The sequence below is a fragment of the Enterobacter sp. Crenshaw genome, from assembly GCF_024734705.1.
Classification (GTDB): Bacteria; Pseudomonadota; Gammaproteobacteria; order Enterobacterales; family Enterobacteriaceae; genus Enterobacter; species Enterobacter asburiae_B.
Genome location: NZ_CP102932.1, coordinates 2,953,693 through 2,969,324, shown reverse-complemented (window position 1 = coordinate 2,969,324; position 15,632 = coordinate 2,953,693). Strand labels below are relative to the sequence as shown.

The window sequence follows — 15,632 nt, the reverse complement described above, 5'->3', positions numbered from 1 at the left end:
AAAGCAAGGTGATTTCTGAATAGAACCTGAGGAAGGAACGATGAAAACAGGAAAACCTGAACGTCCGTATTATCAACAAACCGTTGACGAAACCCTGTCGAATATTCACTCCACCCTGGAAGGCCTTAGCGGCACTGAGGCATCAGCCCGGCTTCAGCAGCACGGTGAGAATGCGTTACCGCAAAAAAAGGGCAAACCCGCCTGGCTGCGCTTCCTGGCGCATTTTAACGACGTATTGATTTATGTTCTGCTGGTGGCCGCGTTGCTTAAGCTCTTCATGGGCCACTGGGTAGACATGTTCGTGATCCTTGGGGTTGCCATCATTAACGCGCTTATTGGCCATATCCAGGAGAGCAATGCTGAAAAATCGCTGCAGAGCATTCGCAATATGCTCTCCAGCGAAGCCGTGGTTGTACGACAGGGGAATCATGAAACGATCCCCACCACGGCGCTGGTCCCGGGAGATATCGTGGTGATCCGCGCCGGGGATCGTATCCCTGCGGACCTGCGCGTGATTGAAGCGCATAACCTTCGCGTGGAGGAGGCCATCCTGACGGGCGAATCCACCGTTGTTGAGAAAAACAGCGATGCGTTAAGCGGGGAACTGCCCTTAGGTGACCGGTATAATCTGCTCTACTCAGGCACTACCGTTAGCTCCGGCGGCGGTAAAGGCGTGGTGGTGGCAACCGGGGGCGAGACCGAGTTGGGCCACATCAATCAGATGATGTCCGACATTGAAAAACACCGTACGCCGCTGATGGTGCAGATGGATAAGCTCGGTAAGACCATCTTCATCACTATCCTGGTGATGATGGTGGCGCTGTTTGTCTTTAGCCTCCTGTTCCGGGATATGCCGGTTTCTGAACTGGTGCTGTCGCTTATTAGCCTCGCCGTTGCCGCCGTGCCGGAAGGCCTGCCGGCCATCATTTCCATCATCCTTTCGCTTGGCGTACAGGCCATGGCGCGTCGCAAGGCCATCATTCGCAAGCTGCCTACGGTGGAAACGCTGGGGGCGATGACGGTCATCTGCTCGGATAAAACCGGCACCCTGACGATGAATGAAATGACGGTCAAAGCGGTGATTACCGCTGACACGACCTATCGCGTAGAGGGCGACAGCTACGAACCGGTGGGGAATATTCACCCCGTAGATGACCCGACGCCCGTCAGCGTGACGCAGGGTTCCCTGCTGGAACGCTACCTGCGCACCATTGACCTCTGTAATGACAGCCAGCTGATCAAAGACGAGCAGGGGCTGTGGAAAATCACCGGGGGGCCAACCGAGGGCGCGCTGAAGGTGCTGGCGGCGAAAATCCCGCTCCCACCGGTCGACACCGAAATGCGCAGTAAAATCCCATTTGATTCACAATATAAATACATGTCCACCCTGTACCGGCTGGGCGATGAAGAGGTGATTTTAATCACCGGCGCGCCGGACGTCCTGTTCCGCCTCTGCCAGTACCAGCAGACGAATGACGGACTGCAGCCGTTCGATCAGCCTTATTGGGAAGGGAAGATTGAAGAGTATGCCCGTGAAGGGCTGCGCATGGTGGCTGCGGCCTGGAAACCTGCCCACGAGGGACAACGCGAGCTGGATCATCCGGACCTGCATGACGGCGTGATCCTGCTGGGTATCGCAGGAATGATGGATCCGCCGCGTCCGGAGGCCATTACCGCCATTGCCGACTGTCTGCAGGCCGGGATCCGCGTGAAAATGATCACCGGCGACCACCCGCAAACGGCCATGAGCATTGGGCAAATGTTGGGGATTGGTAACGCCGCAAGCGCTATCACCGGACGTGAGCTGGAGGCGATGGACGATCGTCAGCTGAGCGACGCCGCACAGCAGTACGATATTTTCGCCCGAACCAGCCCGGAGGATAAATTCCGCCTTGTGCAGGCTCTGCAAAGTAAACAGGAAGTCGTGGGCATGACCGGGGATGGCGTAAATGATGCCCCCGCGCTCAAGCGGGCGGATGTGGGTATCGCCATGGGGATTAAGGGGACGGAAGTGACCAAGGAAGCCGCCGACATGGTCTTAACGGATGACAACTTTGCCACCATTGCCAGCGCGGTGCACGAGGGGCGTCGGGTTTACGATAACCTGAAAAAGACCATTCTGTTCGTTATCCCCAGCAACATCGCGCAGGCTCTGCTGATTATCATCGCGCTGCTGGCGGGGAACCTGATCCCGCTGACGCCGGTCCTGATCCTGTGGATGAACATGGCGACGTCGGCAACGCTGTCGTTTGGCCTGGCGTTTGAAGCGGGTGAGAAGGACATCATGAACCGGCCACCGCGCAAGGCGAATCTCCATGTGATGGACGGCTATGCCATCTGGCGCGTGGTGTTTGTCGGTCTGATGATTGCCATCAGCGCCTTCGTGCTGGAAGCCTGGCTACAGCCGCGCGGCTACTCGGCAGAATTTATCCGCACCGTGCTGCTGCAAACCCTGGTCACTGCGCAGTGGTTCTACATGCTCAACTGCCGCGTTAATGACGGCTTCTCGCTGAGCAAAGGCCTGCTGGCGAACAAAGGGATTTGGATCGTGAGCGGCGTACTGCTGGCGCTACAGCTTCTTATCATTTACGCACCGTTCATGCAGATGCTCTTTGGCACCGAAGCGCTGCCGTTCCGCTACTGGGTCATCACCTTCCTGATTGGTTTTGTGATGTTCCTTATTGTCGAGGCGGAGAAAGTGCTGACGCGCAGGTGGCGCAAAACCGAGGCGTAATAGCGTAAACTGAGAAAGCCTGCCTGAGTCCGGGCTTTCTCTTTTTTGAGCGCAGAAAACTATGATTCGACTTACCTGGTTCGTCCTTACGCTGTGTGCCGCTGTACCCGGTGCGTTTGCCGTAACCTATACGCTTCCGCCGGAAGGCAGTCGTCTGGTGGGTACCCCGATTATCATCACCGTTCCCGAAGGCAATACGCTGCCTCTGGAAGCCTTTGCCGCGCAGCACGGGCAGGGGCTGAGCAACCTGCTGGAAGCAAACCCGGGCGTGGATCCTTTTTTGCCCAAACCCGGCACCCGGCTGGTGATTCCTCAGCAGCTGATTTTGCCTGACACCGTCCGCGAGGGCATTATCGTCAATGCGGCGGAGATGCGTCTCTACTACTACCCGCCAGGCGGTAACACCGTTGAAGTGCTGCCCATCGGTATCGGTCAGGCCGGGCGTGAAACCCCGCGTAACTGGGTGACGGCCGTTGAGCGTAAGCAGGAGGGGCCAACCTGGTCTCCAACGCCGAACACGCGCCGTGCCTATGCGGCAGAAGGGAAAACGCTGCCGGCATTCGTGCCCGCCGGGCCGGATAACCCGATGGGGCTGTATGCGATTTATATCGGCAGGCTGTATGCCATTCACGGCACAAACTCGAATTTCGGCATCGGGCTGCGGGTAAGTCAGGGCTGTATTCGTCTGCGTAATAACGACATAAAGTATCTTTTCGATAACGTTCCCGTGGGAACCCGCGTGCAGCTTATCGATCGGCCTGTAAAGATGACCACGGAGCCGGACGGCAGCCGCTGGGTGGAAGTTCACGAGCCATTATCACGTAACCGTGCGGAATTTGAGTCAACCCGGAAAGTGCCGCTGCCTATTTCAGCCGCGCAGCGAACGCAGCTGATAAACGAGGGCGCGGGCGCTGAGCTGGAACGGCGGTCGGGGATGCCGGTTAAGATTGGCATGTGAGGGCCATCTTTCCAGGCACAGAAAAGCAAAAAGCCTGCTTTAAAAGCAGGCTTTTCAAATTTGACTCCCCAGAATCTGGGAGTAAGGGGCAAATTTAATACACAACGATAAATAGTTGATGATATTCTTGACGTATTTCCCCTTCCGCAAGGAAAAGCTAATGAGTGCACTTTCTCTCTGTATTGAATGCTGGCGCAATATTACCGACCAGACCTATGACTTTTCCTTACAGTATCGATATCGCTTTAATCAGGAAAAATCCGTTATAGAAGTTTCTCCCCGGGATGACGCTGTTCCGGTCAATTTTTTTGGCGTCAATGCTGAAGTGGTCTGCCTGACTGGAATAAATGGCAGCGGTAAAACTGCTGTCATGGGCATTCTAAATCTAACAGGGATGAAATTAGAGCGGGGGCAGCGTGTAGATACTGGCGAGCAGGCAATGCGACAGGCTTTCACCTATATCTTTAAACATTCAGCGTGTCTGTATGTGATACAGGTAAAACAGGGTGTGATTATCAATTTATGGAAAGCGCGTTGCAATGACGTCGTTGGCTCAATGGCGCTCCACTGTGAATCTATATCATCAACACCTATCGCTAACACCTGGTATTACGCATCAAATAACGTTCAGTTGAGCGTTGCGTTCAGTAAAATTTCCCGCCACGATTTATCGATTGCGCAACGCCGTCGATATAATAGCTATGCAGCTCCCTATGAAATTTATCATGCCTACCAGGCAATGGATTATTTTGAACTAAGGGAGAGTATCGCTCCACGCTTTTATACCTGGCGTGTTCAGGCTTCCTGGTATCAACATTTTCAGGGAGTAGATGTAAAAATAAAACAAGTCAATCAGCGCTTCTCGAAGAACGTTTATTTGGCTTCGCTTGTTGTATTGAAGCTTTTTTGGTTGATGGTGAGTTATGCCGAAGAAAACACAGGTTTCTGGAAAGAGGCTAATGTATCATTACAGCTACTGGATATCATTCCTGAGCGTATGGAACTGCTTGAAGATATTGTTCAACTTAATTCAAATGCGAAAATACTTGAGTTGCTGGAGAAATTTGAACCATTGTGTCAATCTCTCTTTTTAATCGACACCTATGCATTGGTGAAATTCTTATCATATATTCAAAAAGGCCGTAGTAGTCAAAAAGGTACCGTGCGGTACGAGTTTGGTCCTTCCGAAAATTATGAGAAACCGTTTAACCATGTTCTTCCTGTTTTGCTGAAAATAATGATGCTGATGAGGGAGAAGGTCCCCGAATGTCGGTTTACGATTGATCCGCCCTTCAGCACGGGAGAATGGAAGCTCGTTGATCTTTATGCTACGCTACAACGTAAAGCTGAGGACGCCCGACTAAAATCTAAAAACATTCAGCTACTGCTTGATGAACCAGATTCTGATTTACATCCTAAACGACAGGCACGTTTAATTAAAACGGTGCTTGATATACTGTCTGCCTATCCAGACGTTTATTTTCAGCTCATCATCTCCAGCCACAACCCGATAGTAATTTCAGATTTGCCCCGGGCAAGTGTCATACCCGTTGCGCCAGGCCCTGAAGAGCTGGGTAAAACATTTGGAAGTAATATTCATGATTTGTATAAACATCGCTTTTTTGTGGAGCAATCCGTTGGAGAGTTTGCCAGCAAAAAAATACGAGATGCGCTGAAGAATCCGGATATAGATGAAACAACATTACGTTTTTTGATATCTGAAGTCGGAGAGCCTGTTGTGACGTACGCGCTTCAACGCAAACTGGACAAACCCGCTCTGCTGGAGAGACGTGAAATTGAACACTTTATCTCACAGTTGACGGATGAACAGCGTGCTATGGTCAGAGGAAAACTTAGTGAGAAATGATACGGCTTTTCTTGAATGGTGCGTGCGAAGTAAATTCTTCGAAGGATTCAACAGACCATCACGAGGAAAGGATATACTGAGGGATACTATAATTGCCGTTTTTTTCGCAGGGATAAAGGAAAATTATCTGGCATTTAACAACGCTATCGCCGAAATGCAGAAATGTAAAACATCGTCTGATAAACTTAAAAAGTTGCGAAGTATACTTCAGAATCCGCAGTTTTCATGCGTGAGAGCTGCAGTTCTAATTTCCCCATGGCAAAAAAAAGTATTGAGTGCACAAAGCGTTTCTTTTGAGAAGGCGCTTACAAGTCTACCTGCGGCTTATAAAGTGGTTTTTGATGACTGGATGAAAGAAAATTATACTTGTTTTCGAGATTCAGTTTCAGCACCGCGTTTTGCCGGAGCATTAAATACCCCTGTTTGCCCATACTGTGATAAAGCCTTTCTGGATGTTACTAAAAAATTTTACGGTGAGCTTGATCATTATTTGGATAAATCAACTTACAGCTATTATGCCTTGAACATCTATAACTTTGTCCCGGTATGCGCTGTTTGTAATAAGAAGAAAAGCAAAAAGAAACTTGAGCATTTCCATCCCATGAATGAAACTCTTGACTCAGTTTTTCAGTTTTGTTTATCCGATAGCGACAGAGTTATTGCGCTCTCAAATTACCAGGTGTTAAACGTAAAGATAAAACAGCGTTTCCTGGTGGGAAAATCTGATGCGCTAAAGGAGCTAAATGAGACGTTTGCGCTTGATGATCGTTATGAGAACATGATAGCAGTGGTGGATTATCTGGCACAGCTTAAACGTATTTACACATCAGACTGGCTTAAAGAGTTGCAGTCTATGTATGACCTCACCTTTACTCAGACAGAACTCAGACAATTGCTGCTGGGTCAGTTTAATTTCAGCCAGCCGTCGGTTCGATTACAACCGTTAACCAAGCTTATTGACGATCTGGTAAGAGATCTGGACGTGTTTAACGATAACATTCTGGACTGATTCACAGCCGTAGACATATTCTGACCAGACAAAGAGGCCTCTTCAAAGGCCTCCAGACTGTCTCACCAGAAACGGAAAAAGCCTGCTTTAAAAGCAGGCTTTTCAAATTTGGCTCCTCTGACTGGACTCGAACCAGTGACATACGGATTAACAGTCCGCCGTTCTACCGACTGAACTACAGAGGAATCGTGTGAACGGGGCGCATATTATCGACCTGCGTTCGCCTTGTCAAAGGGTGGATCAACGCCTTTTGATCGTTTGCTGACAAAATCGGCAAAGTGATGTTTTTGGCAGCGGAATGCACCGTCATGGTGCGGGCATACCCCTAATGGGGCAGATCATAAACTGCTGTTTCAGTAATAAAACCCCCCTCCATGATTAGGTTTCCTTATTTTCAGGCGTTTAGCGAACAATTTGGACCGCCTGGTAAAAGTGGCATTCATATTGCAAAACCTGTTCAACAACGACAGCCGGTTCCGGCACAGCATTTCGAACAGGGGGCAAAATGAACTTAAGACGACTGAAATACTTCGTAAAAATCGTCGATATCGGCAGCCTGACTCAAGCGGCTGAAGTGCTGCATATCGCGCAGCCTGCGCTGAGCCAGCAGGTGGCTACTCTGGAAGGCGAGATGGATCAGCAGCTGTTGATCCGCACCAAACGCGGCGTCACGCCAACGGAAGCAGGCAAGATCCTGTATACCCATGCGCGCACCATCCTTCGCCAGTGTGAACAGGCGCAGCTGGCGGTAAATAACGTGGGCCAGACCCTGAGCGGGCACGTTTCTATCGGACTGGCGCCGGGAACGGCTGCGTCCTCTATTACCATGCCGCTGCTGCAGGCCGTCCGCGCCGAGCTGCCTGAAGTGCTGGTGTACCTGCACGAAAACAGCGGTTCCGTACTGAATGACAAACTGCTCAACGGGCAGCTGGATATGGCGGTCCTTTACGATCGCTCCCCGGTCGCCGGCATCACCAGCCAGCCGCTGCTGAAAGAAGATCTCTACCTCGTGGGCACCCGCGACTGTCCGGGCCAGAGCGTAGACCTTACCGCCGTGGCAGAAATGAACCTTTATCTGCCGCGCGACTACAGCGCCGTGCGCGTGCGCGTGGACGAAGCGTTCTCCCTGCGCCGCCTGACGGCCAAAATCATCGGTGAAATTGACTCAATCTCCACGCTCACCGCGGCCATTGCCAGCGGAATGGGGGTGACGGTTCTGCCGGAATCCGCAGCCCGCTCGCTGTGCAGCGCGGCAAACGGCTGGATGGCGCGGATCACCACGCCTTCGATGAGCCTGCCGCTGTCGCTGAACATGTCTGCACGCGGTTCGCTGACGCCGCAGGCGCAGGCGGTAAAAGAGATTTTGATGTCGCTGGTCAGCAAGCCGTCGCTTGAGAACCGTGAACTCCAGCTCGTGAGCTGATATTCCATAAAAGCATAAGATGCTGGTTTTTATTATTTGTTCTGCAGCGCGGCTGACTCTAACAATAGAGCTATGTCAGATGCGCCGGAGTGAATCGTGAATTTCCAGCAACTTAAAATTATCCGTGAGGCGGCCAGGCGGGACTACAACCTGACCGAGGTCGCCAATATGCTTTATACCTCTCAGTCCGGCGTCAGCCGCCACATCCGCGAGCTGGAAGAGGAGCTGGGCATAGAGATCTTTATCCGTCGCGGCAAGCGGCTGCTCGGCATGACGGAGCCGGGTAAGGCTCTGCTCACCATCGCAGAGCGGATCCTCAACGAGGCCAGCAACGTGCGTCGTCTGGCGGATCTTTTCACCAATGACGCCTCGGGCGTACTCACCATCGCCACCACCCACACCCAGGCGCGCTACAGCCTGCCGCCGGTGATTAAAGCGTTCCGCGAACTTTTCCCCGACGTCCGTCTGGAGCTCATCCAGGGCACGCCGCAGGAAATTGAAGTGCTGCTGCAAAACGGTGGGGCGGATATCGGCATTGCCAGCGAACGCCTGAGCAACGACCCGCTGCTGGTGGCCTTTCCCTGGTTCCGCTGGTACCACAGCCTGTTACTCCCGGTCGATCATCCGCTGAATCAGGTTTCCCCTCTGACGCTGGAAGACGTTGCGAAATGGCCGCTGATCACCTACCGCCAGGGGATCACCGGACGCTCGCGCATAGACGAGGCCTTCAACCGCAAAGGGCTAACGCCGGACGTGGTGCTGAGCGCGCAGGATTCTGACGTGATCAAAACCTACGTCGAGCTGGGTCTGGGCATTGGTCTGGTGGCGGAACAGTCCAGCGGAGAACGCGAGGACGGGAACCTGGTGCGTCTTGATACGCGTCATCTGTTCGACGCCAACACCGTATGGCTTGGCCTGAAGCGCGGTCAGCTGCAGCGCAACTACGTGTGGCGCTTTATCGAGCTCTGCAACGCCGGGCTGTCGGTGGATGAGATTAAACGCCAGGTGATGGAGCCGGAAGAAGTGGCGATTGATTATCAGATTTAGGTGCTGATTTGCCCGGTAGCGCTGCGCTGACCGGGCTCATCGCTTAGCTGAACGGATATTTTTTAAAGACCGCCTGTGATTCAAATGATTCGGCAACCGCCTGAATCCCTCTAAAATCCGCTGCGTTAACGACGTGCGGGATCATCGACTGAATAAACGTCCAGACAACCGTGCTCGTGACGGCAACCTGATCGGGAACGGCGGAGGCCGGACGCGTCTCCAGCAAGGCATTCCATTCCCTGCAGGCCGCCAGCAGCTGGGTTGTAATGCGTTCGACCCATAAAGCGTGCTGCTTTTCCACCGGGCGCTGGTGGTGTTCATACACATTTTGCACGGCTTTCTCCGCGGCGGCGAGGATAAAGCCCAGCGTCTGAAGATCGTTTGCCAGCGCATCCGGCTCTACGGGCAGAAGTCTCCGCCCGGGTGCGGCCTGAGTCTCGAAATAATTCAATATCAATGACGAGTCCATCAAACGTATTCCGTTATCCAGAATCAGCGTCGGCGCTTTTACCGCGGGGTTGATTCGGGAGAACGCGTCGAAGGTGCTGAATACCGACAGCGGCTGACTTTCAAACTCAACGCCATAAAGTTCAAGGGAAATCGCCACGCGCCGTACATAAGGTGAATCCATCATGCCAACAAGCTTAATCATCGTTGCCGTTTTCCTGTCTCTGTGAAATAACGCGTCATTGAAGAGGATGAACAGACAGTACAATACAAACTTCCTGGCGAATATCTTCAGTATCTTACCGTAAAGGTTAGTATTACTGACATGTGGGCAAGTTGCCGTTATACATCCAGCGCGGATAAGGAAGTGCTTTCATGTCGGATTTTCCACCCATTGCCAGTTTGCGAAGCTTTGAAGCCGTCGCCCGTCTTGGCAGCGTGACGCTGGCGGCGAAAGAGCTCCACGTTACCCATTCCGCAATCAGCCAGCAGATCAAACTGCTGGAGGAGATGGTGGGCGTAAAGCTCTTTATCCGTCAGGGACGCGGGGTGCAGATCAACGAAGAAGGGCGGCTCTATGCCTTACAGGTACGCGAGGCGTTGAACCATATCGCAGATGCCACTCGGCTTGTACAGGTGAAGCCGAGAAAGCAGGAGCTGACGCTGGCGATGGTTCCGTCTTTTGGATGCCACTGGCTGTTGCCGCGTCTGGAACGCTTTCGGGCGAAATATCCGCTTATCACCCTTCGGATCCAGTCCAGCCTGACGGTCACCAGCCTGCAGCAGGAAGGAACAGATATCGCGATACGAATGGGGAAGGGAAACTGGGAAGGGAGCGAAAGCCAGTACCTTTTTTCCGATGAGCTTATTGTGGTGGCCGCACCCGGCTATAACGACGGCGAGCTGCCCGCTACGCCGGCTGAGATTGCAAAAAGTCATATTATTTTTTCCATGGAGTCGTGGAAAACGTGGTGCGTAAATGCGGGGCTTGAGAAAGAGATCGTGCCTGGCGGTTTATGCATTAACGACTCGAATTTAATTATCGAAGCCGTTCGGCTCGGGAAAGGCATCGCGCTGGAGCGTCGCTCTTTGGTTCAGGATGCCATCACCCGGGGCGAGCTCGTCCAGCTAACCTCAATTACCGCGCCGTATCCCTGGCCTTACTGGCTGGTGAAAGCGCAGTCAACGGAGACGAAGCCCGAGGTGGCTCTTTTTGTCGCGTGGCTGGATGAGGAAGTGGCGGCCTGGCGGCAGTTGCTGGGCTGCTGAACTTTTTCCGATTCTGCTCGTAACAAAATGAATATCCAACAAGGGATACATAGAATTACTCCGGCACGCATTCAGTATTTCCGTAACCCCACAAGATTCTGCTTTTCCATCTCAGCATAATCATCGCTATAGCTTTGCACGTATATAGCTTTTGATCTATATTGGATGGGAGGTCTTGTGTGGGCAATTAACACGACGGACAGGTTTGATCGCTGGTTCACTTCGCTTGACGATACCGATCGCGCCAGCGTACTTGCAGCACTGCTTGTTTTGCGAGAGAAGGGGCCGGGTTTATCGAGACCCTACGCTGATACGCTTAAAGGCTCTCGTTACAGCAACATGAAAGAGCTACGTATTCAGAGTAAGGGCGATCCCTTGCGGGCGTTTTTCGCCTTTGATCCAAACCGCACGGGTATCGTGCTTTGTGCGGGCAATAAGGTCGGCAATGAAAGGCGATTCTACGATGAGATGCTTCTCGTTGCTGACCGGGAATTCACTCACTGGCTGGATAGATTAAAAGAGAGGGAATAGCGCGATGGGAAGAACCCTTGAGCAGCTTATAGCGGATGAAAAGCCGGAGGTTGTCGCCAGCGCTCAGGCGATAGCAACGGATATTTTGCTCAACATTCATCTTGCTGAGTTACGCGAGAAAGTACAAAAAACGCAGGTAGAAATGGCGCAGGCGTTGGGTATCAGGCAACCTACCGTTGCGGTAATGGAAAAGCCCGGGCGCGATTTGAAACTCTCTTCTCTCAAGCGCTACGTTGAGGCTGCGGGCGGAAAGCTGCGGCTTGATGTGGAGCTGCCGGATGGCTCGCACTATGAGTTTGTGCTTTAGGGCAGAAAAGCAAAAAACCTGCTTCAAAACCGCCAGCATGACCGTCACTCGGCGGTGTTGAGCGAATAGATGCAGTTACTTATGGGTAGAAGTGGGGACATGCTGCTGCATCAATTCAACGATCCAATCAATAAAAACGCGCAGTTTGGCGTTAACGTGGCGGTTCGGCGGAAAGGCCAGGTACAGGGGCATTGGGTTAATACGCCAGTCTTCAAATAGCGGAATCAAGGAGCCACAAGCCTGATGTGCTGCCGCCATATAAACGGGTAGCGCAATCACGCCTAATCCCGCGAGCCCGGCTTCGAGGTAGGCATTGCCATCATCCACTGCAAGCACGTAGCTGCCCGTGATTTCAATATGTTCGCTCTCACCGTGCAGTACCAGAGGATCAACCTTACCGGTGCGTGAGGACAAGAATCCCACTATGCGATGGTCCGTGTTTTCCAGCTCTCGCGGATGCGCAGGTGCGCCGAGGCGTTCCACATAGCTCGGTGCGACGTAAACACCGATTTGTAAATCGCCGATATGGCGTGCGATCAGAGACTGGTCATTGATTTCCCCGCCGCGCACGACGCAATCCACGTTGTCGCCGATCAGATCCACCACCCGGTCACTCACGCCCATGTCGAACTGGATATCAGGGTAGCGCGCGTGAAAAGCCGGTAGCGCGGGCACCAGCACCAGGCGGGCGAGAGGAGTGGGCACGTCCACCCGTAGTCGCCCCCGGGGCGTCATCGTCGCACTGGACAGGCTGTTTTCAGCATCTTCCATGTCCGCCAGCAGGCGGATTACGCGCTCGTAGTAGACCGCGCCATCAGGAGTCACACCGAGCCTGCGGGTGGTGCGGTGGAGCAGCCTGACGCGCAGGCGCGCTTCCAGCTGCTGAATAAGCTGCGTCACCGTGGTTTTGCTCATATGAAGCGTTTGGGCAGCCTTGGTGAAACTGCCTGCCTCCACCACGCGAGCAAAGGCGCGCATCGCATCGAAACGATCCATCCGTTGTTCTCTCTTTTCACCGATTGTTTGGATATTACAAACAATGATGGACAAAGTCGCTTGTTTATCCGCCCGCTACAGCAACTGTAAAGTGTCTTTATGTTCACCGGGCCGATTTCGCCCCATTACAGAGGCACAAACATGACAACACGCGAAGCCGTTTTTCCCTTCGGTCGGCAGGCGCTCTACGAGCGCAACCGGTATTCACCCGCCATCAAATCTAACGGCTTTCTGTTTGTTTCGGGACAGGTAGGTAGCCGGGAGGATGGTTCGCCTGAAGAGGATCTCAACGCGCAGATCCGGCTGGCATTCGATAACCTTAATGCTGTTCTTACGGCTGCGGGCTGCACGTTCGGTGACGTGGTTGACGTTACCCTCTTTGTCGTCGATCCCGAGTCAAACCTCGACGCTATCTGGAGTATCCTGCCAGAATATTGGGGGAAAGCGCCTTACCCGACGTTGACCGGGATCGGCGTGACGTGGCTGTACGGATTCCAGTTTGAGATTAAGGTGATTGCCAGGCTGGATGCGATTCAGAGTTAACTTCAGAGATGCAGAAAAGCAAAAAGCCTGCTTCAAAAGCAGGCTTTTTAAATTTGGCTCCTCTGACTGGACTCGAACCAGTGACATACGGATTAACAGTCCGCCGTTCTACCGACTGAACTACAGAGGAATCGTGTGAACGAGGCGCATAGTAGCGGCCTCGGTACGCCTTGTCAAAGGGTGAAAACGCACTTTTCGTTTGTTTGCCGACAATTTCAGCAAATCGCTGATTTTATAGCAAATTAGCGTTGAAATTACACAGCAAAATGCGCCGCCCGCAGGCGGCGCGCAGGATCAGAACAGTACGGAGTAGTTCAGACCAAACGTACGTCCGCGGCCTTTATAGGTATACAGCCCCGGTGCGCCGTAGGTTGGGCTATACAGCCCCGGCGCGCGCTGGCCCCAGGCGGTGGTGTAGTCTTTGTCCAGCAGGTTTTCCACGCTGAAGCTGACCTTACCCACCGGCAGGGCGTAGCTGCCCAGGAAGTCGACCGTGTTATAGCCATCGATCTTCTTGCCGTCGGAGTCTGACACGTCAAAGGTCTGCGTGCTCTGCACGCGCAGGGTCCAGTCGCCCGGCGCCCAGTTGACCCAAGCGCTGGCTTTCGACGGGCTGGCGCTGTCAACCGTCAGCTTCTCCCATTTTCCGTTTTCGCGCGTTTCAGACTTAATGGCGTTAAAGTTCGCACCGGTGCTCCAGTCGCTGTCGGTGAAGAAATAGTCCACCTGACCTTCCACCCCGTAGATACGACGCTTATCGTCTTCCAGGTTGATGGTCATATCCGTCTTGTTAATGGTGATGGTTTTATCCGAGAGCGAGTAATACGCCGCGACCTGCGTGCGCAGGTTATCGCCGGTGTAGCGCCAGCCCAGCTCATAAGCGTTGACCTTGATACCGTCCAGCGTCGAGTCGTTCACGTTGACGCTGTTCAGCAGGCGATAGTGACCGTTGCTGAGCTGATAGGTGCCGGAGCCGTAGTACTTCGCCAGGTCCGGAATTTCGAAGCCCTGGGAGAAGTTAAACCACAGCTGCTGCTGTTCGGTCAGGCGACCGAGGATCCCGGCGTTAAACAGGAAGTTGTTGTAATCGGTTTTTCCGCCCGGCACCGCGTCGGCGGAGGTGGCTTTCCCGGTGGCGATGGCCTGCTGCTGGGTATAACCGACAAAGTCGTCCACCTTGTTTTCGGTGTACTGATAGCGCACGCCGCCGCTCAGGGTGATGGCGTCAATGTCGTAGCTGGCCTGCAGGAACGGGGCGAGGTTGGTGATGCTGTAGCCCGGGTAACGGCCCACGTTGTAGGCGTTATCCAGCTCCATGCCGCCGCTCGCCGCAGCCTTGCTCAGGTTGAAGAACTGCTGGTTGGCATCGAAGGTTTCGTGGTCGGCATCCACACCCCAGGTCAGCGTTAAATCGTCCACCGGCTTGCTGTTCAGCGTCAGCTTGCCGCCGTAGAAATCTGTTTTCTGCTGGGACGCGCCGATGCTGCTCACCACGCCTTTGGTCAGTGTCGGGAATGGATAATAGGTCAGGCTCTCGTCGCGATAGTAAATCTGCGCGACCAGATCCTGGCCCCAGAAATCGGTATTGGAGTACTGCAGGTTAATCAGATGGCGCTCGGTGCCCGGTACGCGGTCAGAATCAAGATTATCTTTGTTGTACGCGGTCGCATCGCCTGTTACCGCCGAGAAGTTTTTCCCGAGATACAGCCCATGCTTGCCGTCGGACTCGCTCTTGTAGTACTGGGTCGTCAGCTGCAGCTGCTGACGATCGTCAATGTTGATGGTGCCTGTGCCCATCACATCTATACGGTCGGAATACTGGAGGCCGGTCTGGGTGTTATCGATAATCACCTCGTTGCCTTTGCCGTCATACCAGCCGCCGTAGCGCTGATACGACACCGACAGACGACCGGAGGCGTTGTCGTTACCGCCGCTTACGGCTGCCGACACGTTCTCATCGTGATCGTTGTGGCTGTTAAACCCGCTCTTTGCCCCGGTCTGGAACTCCACTTCGGTATCCGGCTGGCCCTTTTTGGTGACGATGTTCACCAGGCCGCCGGTGCTGCCGCCGCCGTAGAGCGAGGTGGCGCCGGAGATCACTTCGATACGGTCAATGTTGAACGGATCGATAGAGTCCAGCTGGCGGCTGTCGCTGCGGGACGAGTTCAGGCGAACGCCGTCCACCATCACCATCATGGAGCGGCCGCGCAGGTTCATGCCGTAGTTGGTACGGCCCTGGCTGCTGACGTCCATACCTGGGATCAGCTGCGCCAGCACTTCTTTAATCTCTTTCCCGCCCTGAACCTGCTGCTCAATTTCAGCCCGTTCAATGACCCAGGTGGTCTGCGCCATCTCCGCCACGCTGCGGTGCGCGCGGCTGGCGGAGACCACGATATTTTCTTCCTTTTGTTCTTCCGCCCACGCAGAGGTAGAAAGCATTGCAAGCAAGCAAGGATTTAAAACCCAAAGATGAGAACGTTTCATTGTTATGTTGATCCTGA

Annotated in this window: 13 protein-coding genes and 2 tRNA genes; 10 read left to right on the top strand and 5 right to left on the bottom strand. The window is 53.5% G+C overall.

Annotation, left to right across the window (positions count from 1 at the left end; genetic code table 11):
* The first annotated feature begins 40 nt into the window (after window positions 1–40).
* The 4 genes from NWV12_RS14240 (at window position 41) to NWV12_RS14225 (ending at window position 6,568) form a co-directional block, all read left to right on the top strand.
* Complete coding sequence (locus NWV12_RS14240) at window positions 41–2,734, top strand: cation-transporting P-type ATPase (protein ID WP_033145935.1); 2,694 nt, start codon at window positions 41–43, stop codon at window positions 2,732–2,734.
* 61 nt (window positions 2,735–2,795) lie between these two features.
* Window positions 2,796–3,692 (top strand): L,D-transpeptidase, encoded by an 897-nt coding sequence (gene ldtA / locus NWV12_RS14235; RefSeq protein ID WP_047061146.1) that lies wholly within the window; start codon window positions 2,796–2,798, stop codon window positions 3,690–3,692.
* Between the two features lie 160 nt (window positions 3,693–3,852).
* The gene (locus NWV12_RS14230; RefSeq protein WP_058842184.1) at window positions 3,853–5,559 is read left to right on the top strand and encodes an AAA family ATPase; all 1,707 of its coding nucleotides are present in this window, start codon (window positions 3,853–3,855) and stop codon (window positions 5,557–5,559) included.
* Entirely contained in the window at window positions 5,549–6,568 is a 1,020-nt protein-coding gene (locus tag NWV12_RS14225) for a hypothetical protein (RefSeq protein ID WP_048979807.1), read from the top strand. Before NWV12_RS14230 ends, NWV12_RS14225 begins: the two co-directional genes overlap by 11 nt.
* Window positions 6,569–6,677: 109 nt before the next feature.
* Here the strand turns inward: NWV12_RS14225 and NWV12_RS14220 are convergent.
* Window positions 6,678–6,753 (bottom strand) — tRNA-Asn (locus NWV12_RS14220).
* A 320-nt stretch (window positions 6,754–7,073) separates the two neighbouring features.
* Between NWV12_RS14220 and nac the strand changes: the two genes are divergently transcribed.
* Entirely contained in the window at window positions 7,074–7,991 is a 918-nt protein-coding gene (gene nac / locus NWV12_RS14215) for a nitrogen assimilation transcriptional regulator NAC (RefSeq protein ID WP_033145933.1), read from the top strand.
* A gap of 96 nt (window positions 7,992–8,087) precedes the next feature.
* Window positions 8,088–9,038 (top strand): HTH-type transcriptional regulator Cbl, encoded by a 951-nt coding sequence (gene cbl / locus NWV12_RS14210; protein WP_023336219.1) that lies wholly within the window; start codon window positions 8,088–8,090, stop codon window positions 9,036–9,038.
* A 43-nt stretch (window positions 9,039–9,081) separates the two neighbouring features.
* Here the strand turns inward: cbl and NWV12_RS14205 are convergent, their stop codons facing one another.
* Window positions 9,082–9,687: a glutathione S-transferase family protein gene (locus NWV12_RS14205; protein ID WP_048980132.1), complete on the bottom strand. Its 606-nt coding sequence runs from the start codon at window positions 9,685–9,687 to the stop codon at window positions 9,082–9,084.
* A 173-nt stretch (window positions 9,688–9,860) separates the two neighbouring features.
* On the opposite strand from NWV12_RS14205, the gene NWV12_RS14200 reads away from it, so the two are divergent.
* The 3 genes from NWV12_RS14200 to NWV12_RS14190 all read left to right on the top strand — a co-directional run bounded on the left by NWV12_RS14200 (window position 9,861) and on the right by NWV12_RS14190 (window position 11,592).
* Window positions 9,861–10,754: a LysR substrate-binding domain-containing protein gene (locus NWV12_RS14200; protein ID WP_048980130.1), complete on the top strand. Its 894-nt coding sequence runs from the start codon at window positions 9,861–9,863 to the stop codon at window positions 10,752–10,754.
* Window positions 10,755–10,931: 177 nt separating this feature from the next.
* Window positions 10,932–11,285, top strand: a complete 354-nt coding sequence (locus NWV12_RS14195; protein WP_048980127.1) for a type II toxin-antitoxin system RelE/ParE family toxin — start codon at window positions 10,932–10,934, stop codon at window positions 11,283–11,285.
* Between the two features lie 4 nt (window positions 11,286–11,289).
* Window positions 11,290–11,592, top strand: a complete 303-nt coding sequence (locus NWV12_RS14190) for an XRE family transcriptional regulator (protein ID WP_029741460.1) — start codon at window positions 11,290–11,292, stop codon at window positions 11,590–11,592.
* A gap of 75 nt (window positions 11,593–11,667) precedes the next feature.
* On the opposite strand, the gene NWV12_RS14185 is transcribed toward NWV12_RS14190, so the two are convergent.
* Window positions 11,668–12,588 (bottom strand): LysR family transcriptional regulator, encoded by a 921-nt coding sequence (locus NWV12_RS14185; RefSeq protein WP_048980124.1) that lies wholly within the window; start codon window positions 12,586–12,588, stop codon window positions 11,668–11,670.
* A 141-nt stretch (window positions 12,589–12,729) separates the two neighbouring features.
* Between NWV12_RS14185 and NWV12_RS14180 the strand changes: the two genes are divergently transcribed.
* Window positions 12,730–13,131 carry a RidA family protein gene (locus NWV12_RS14180; RefSeq protein ID WP_048980122.1) on the top strand — a complete coding sequence of 134 codons (402 nt, stop codon included), beginning with the start codon at window positions 12,730–12,732 and terminating at the stop codon, window positions 13,129–13,131.
* A gap of 54 nt (window positions 13,132–13,185) precedes the next feature.
* Here NWV12_RS14180 and NWV12_RS14175 read toward each other — a convergent pair.
* Window positions 13,186–13,261 (bottom strand) — tRNA-Asn (locus NWV12_RS14175).
* Window positions 13,262–13,425: 164 nt separating this feature from the next.
* Window positions 13,426–15,615, bottom strand: a complete 2,190-nt coding sequence (locus tag NWV12_RS14170; RefSeq protein WP_045356712.1) for a TonB-dependent siderophore receptor — start codon at window positions 15,613–15,615, stop codon at window positions 13,426–13,428.
* Window positions 15,616–15,632 lie beyond the last annotated feature (17 nt).

Coding starts and splice junctions, on each gene's coding strand:
- NWV12_RS14240 (WP_033145935.1), top strand. CDS start 41: ATGAAAACAGGAAAACCTGAACGTCCGTATTATCAACAAACCGTTGAC.
- ldtA (WP_047061146.1), top strand. CDS start 2,796: ATGATTCGACTTACCTGGTTCGTCCTTACGCTGTGTGCCGCTGTACCC.
- NWV12_RS14230 (WP_058842184.1), top strand. CDS start 3,853: ATGAGTGCACTTTCTCTCTGTATTGAATGCTGGCGCAATATTACCGAC.
- nac (WP_033145933.1), top strand. CDS start 7,074: ATGAACTTAAGACGACTGAAATACTTCGTAAAAATCGTCGATATCGGC.
- NWV12_RS14200 (WP_048980130.1), top strand. CDS start 9,861: ATGTCGGATTTTCCACCCATTGCCAGTTTGCGAAGCTTTGAAGCCGTC.
- NWV12_RS14190 (WP_029741460.1), top strand. CDS start 11,290: ATGGGAAGAACCCTTGAGCAGCTTATAGCGGATGAAAAGCCGGAGGTT.
- NWV12_RS14185 (WP_048980124.1), bottom strand. CDS start 12,588: ATGGATCGTTTCGATGCGATGCGCGCCTTTGCTCGCGTGGTGGAGGCA.
- NWV12_RS14180 (WP_048980122.1), top strand. CDS start 12,730: ATGACAACACGCGAAGCCGTTTTTCCCTTCGGTCGGCAGGCGCTCTAC.
- NWV12_RS14170 (WP_045356712.1), bottom strand. CDS start 15,615: ATGAAACGTTCTCATCTTTGGGTTTTAAATCCTTGCTTGCTTGCAATG.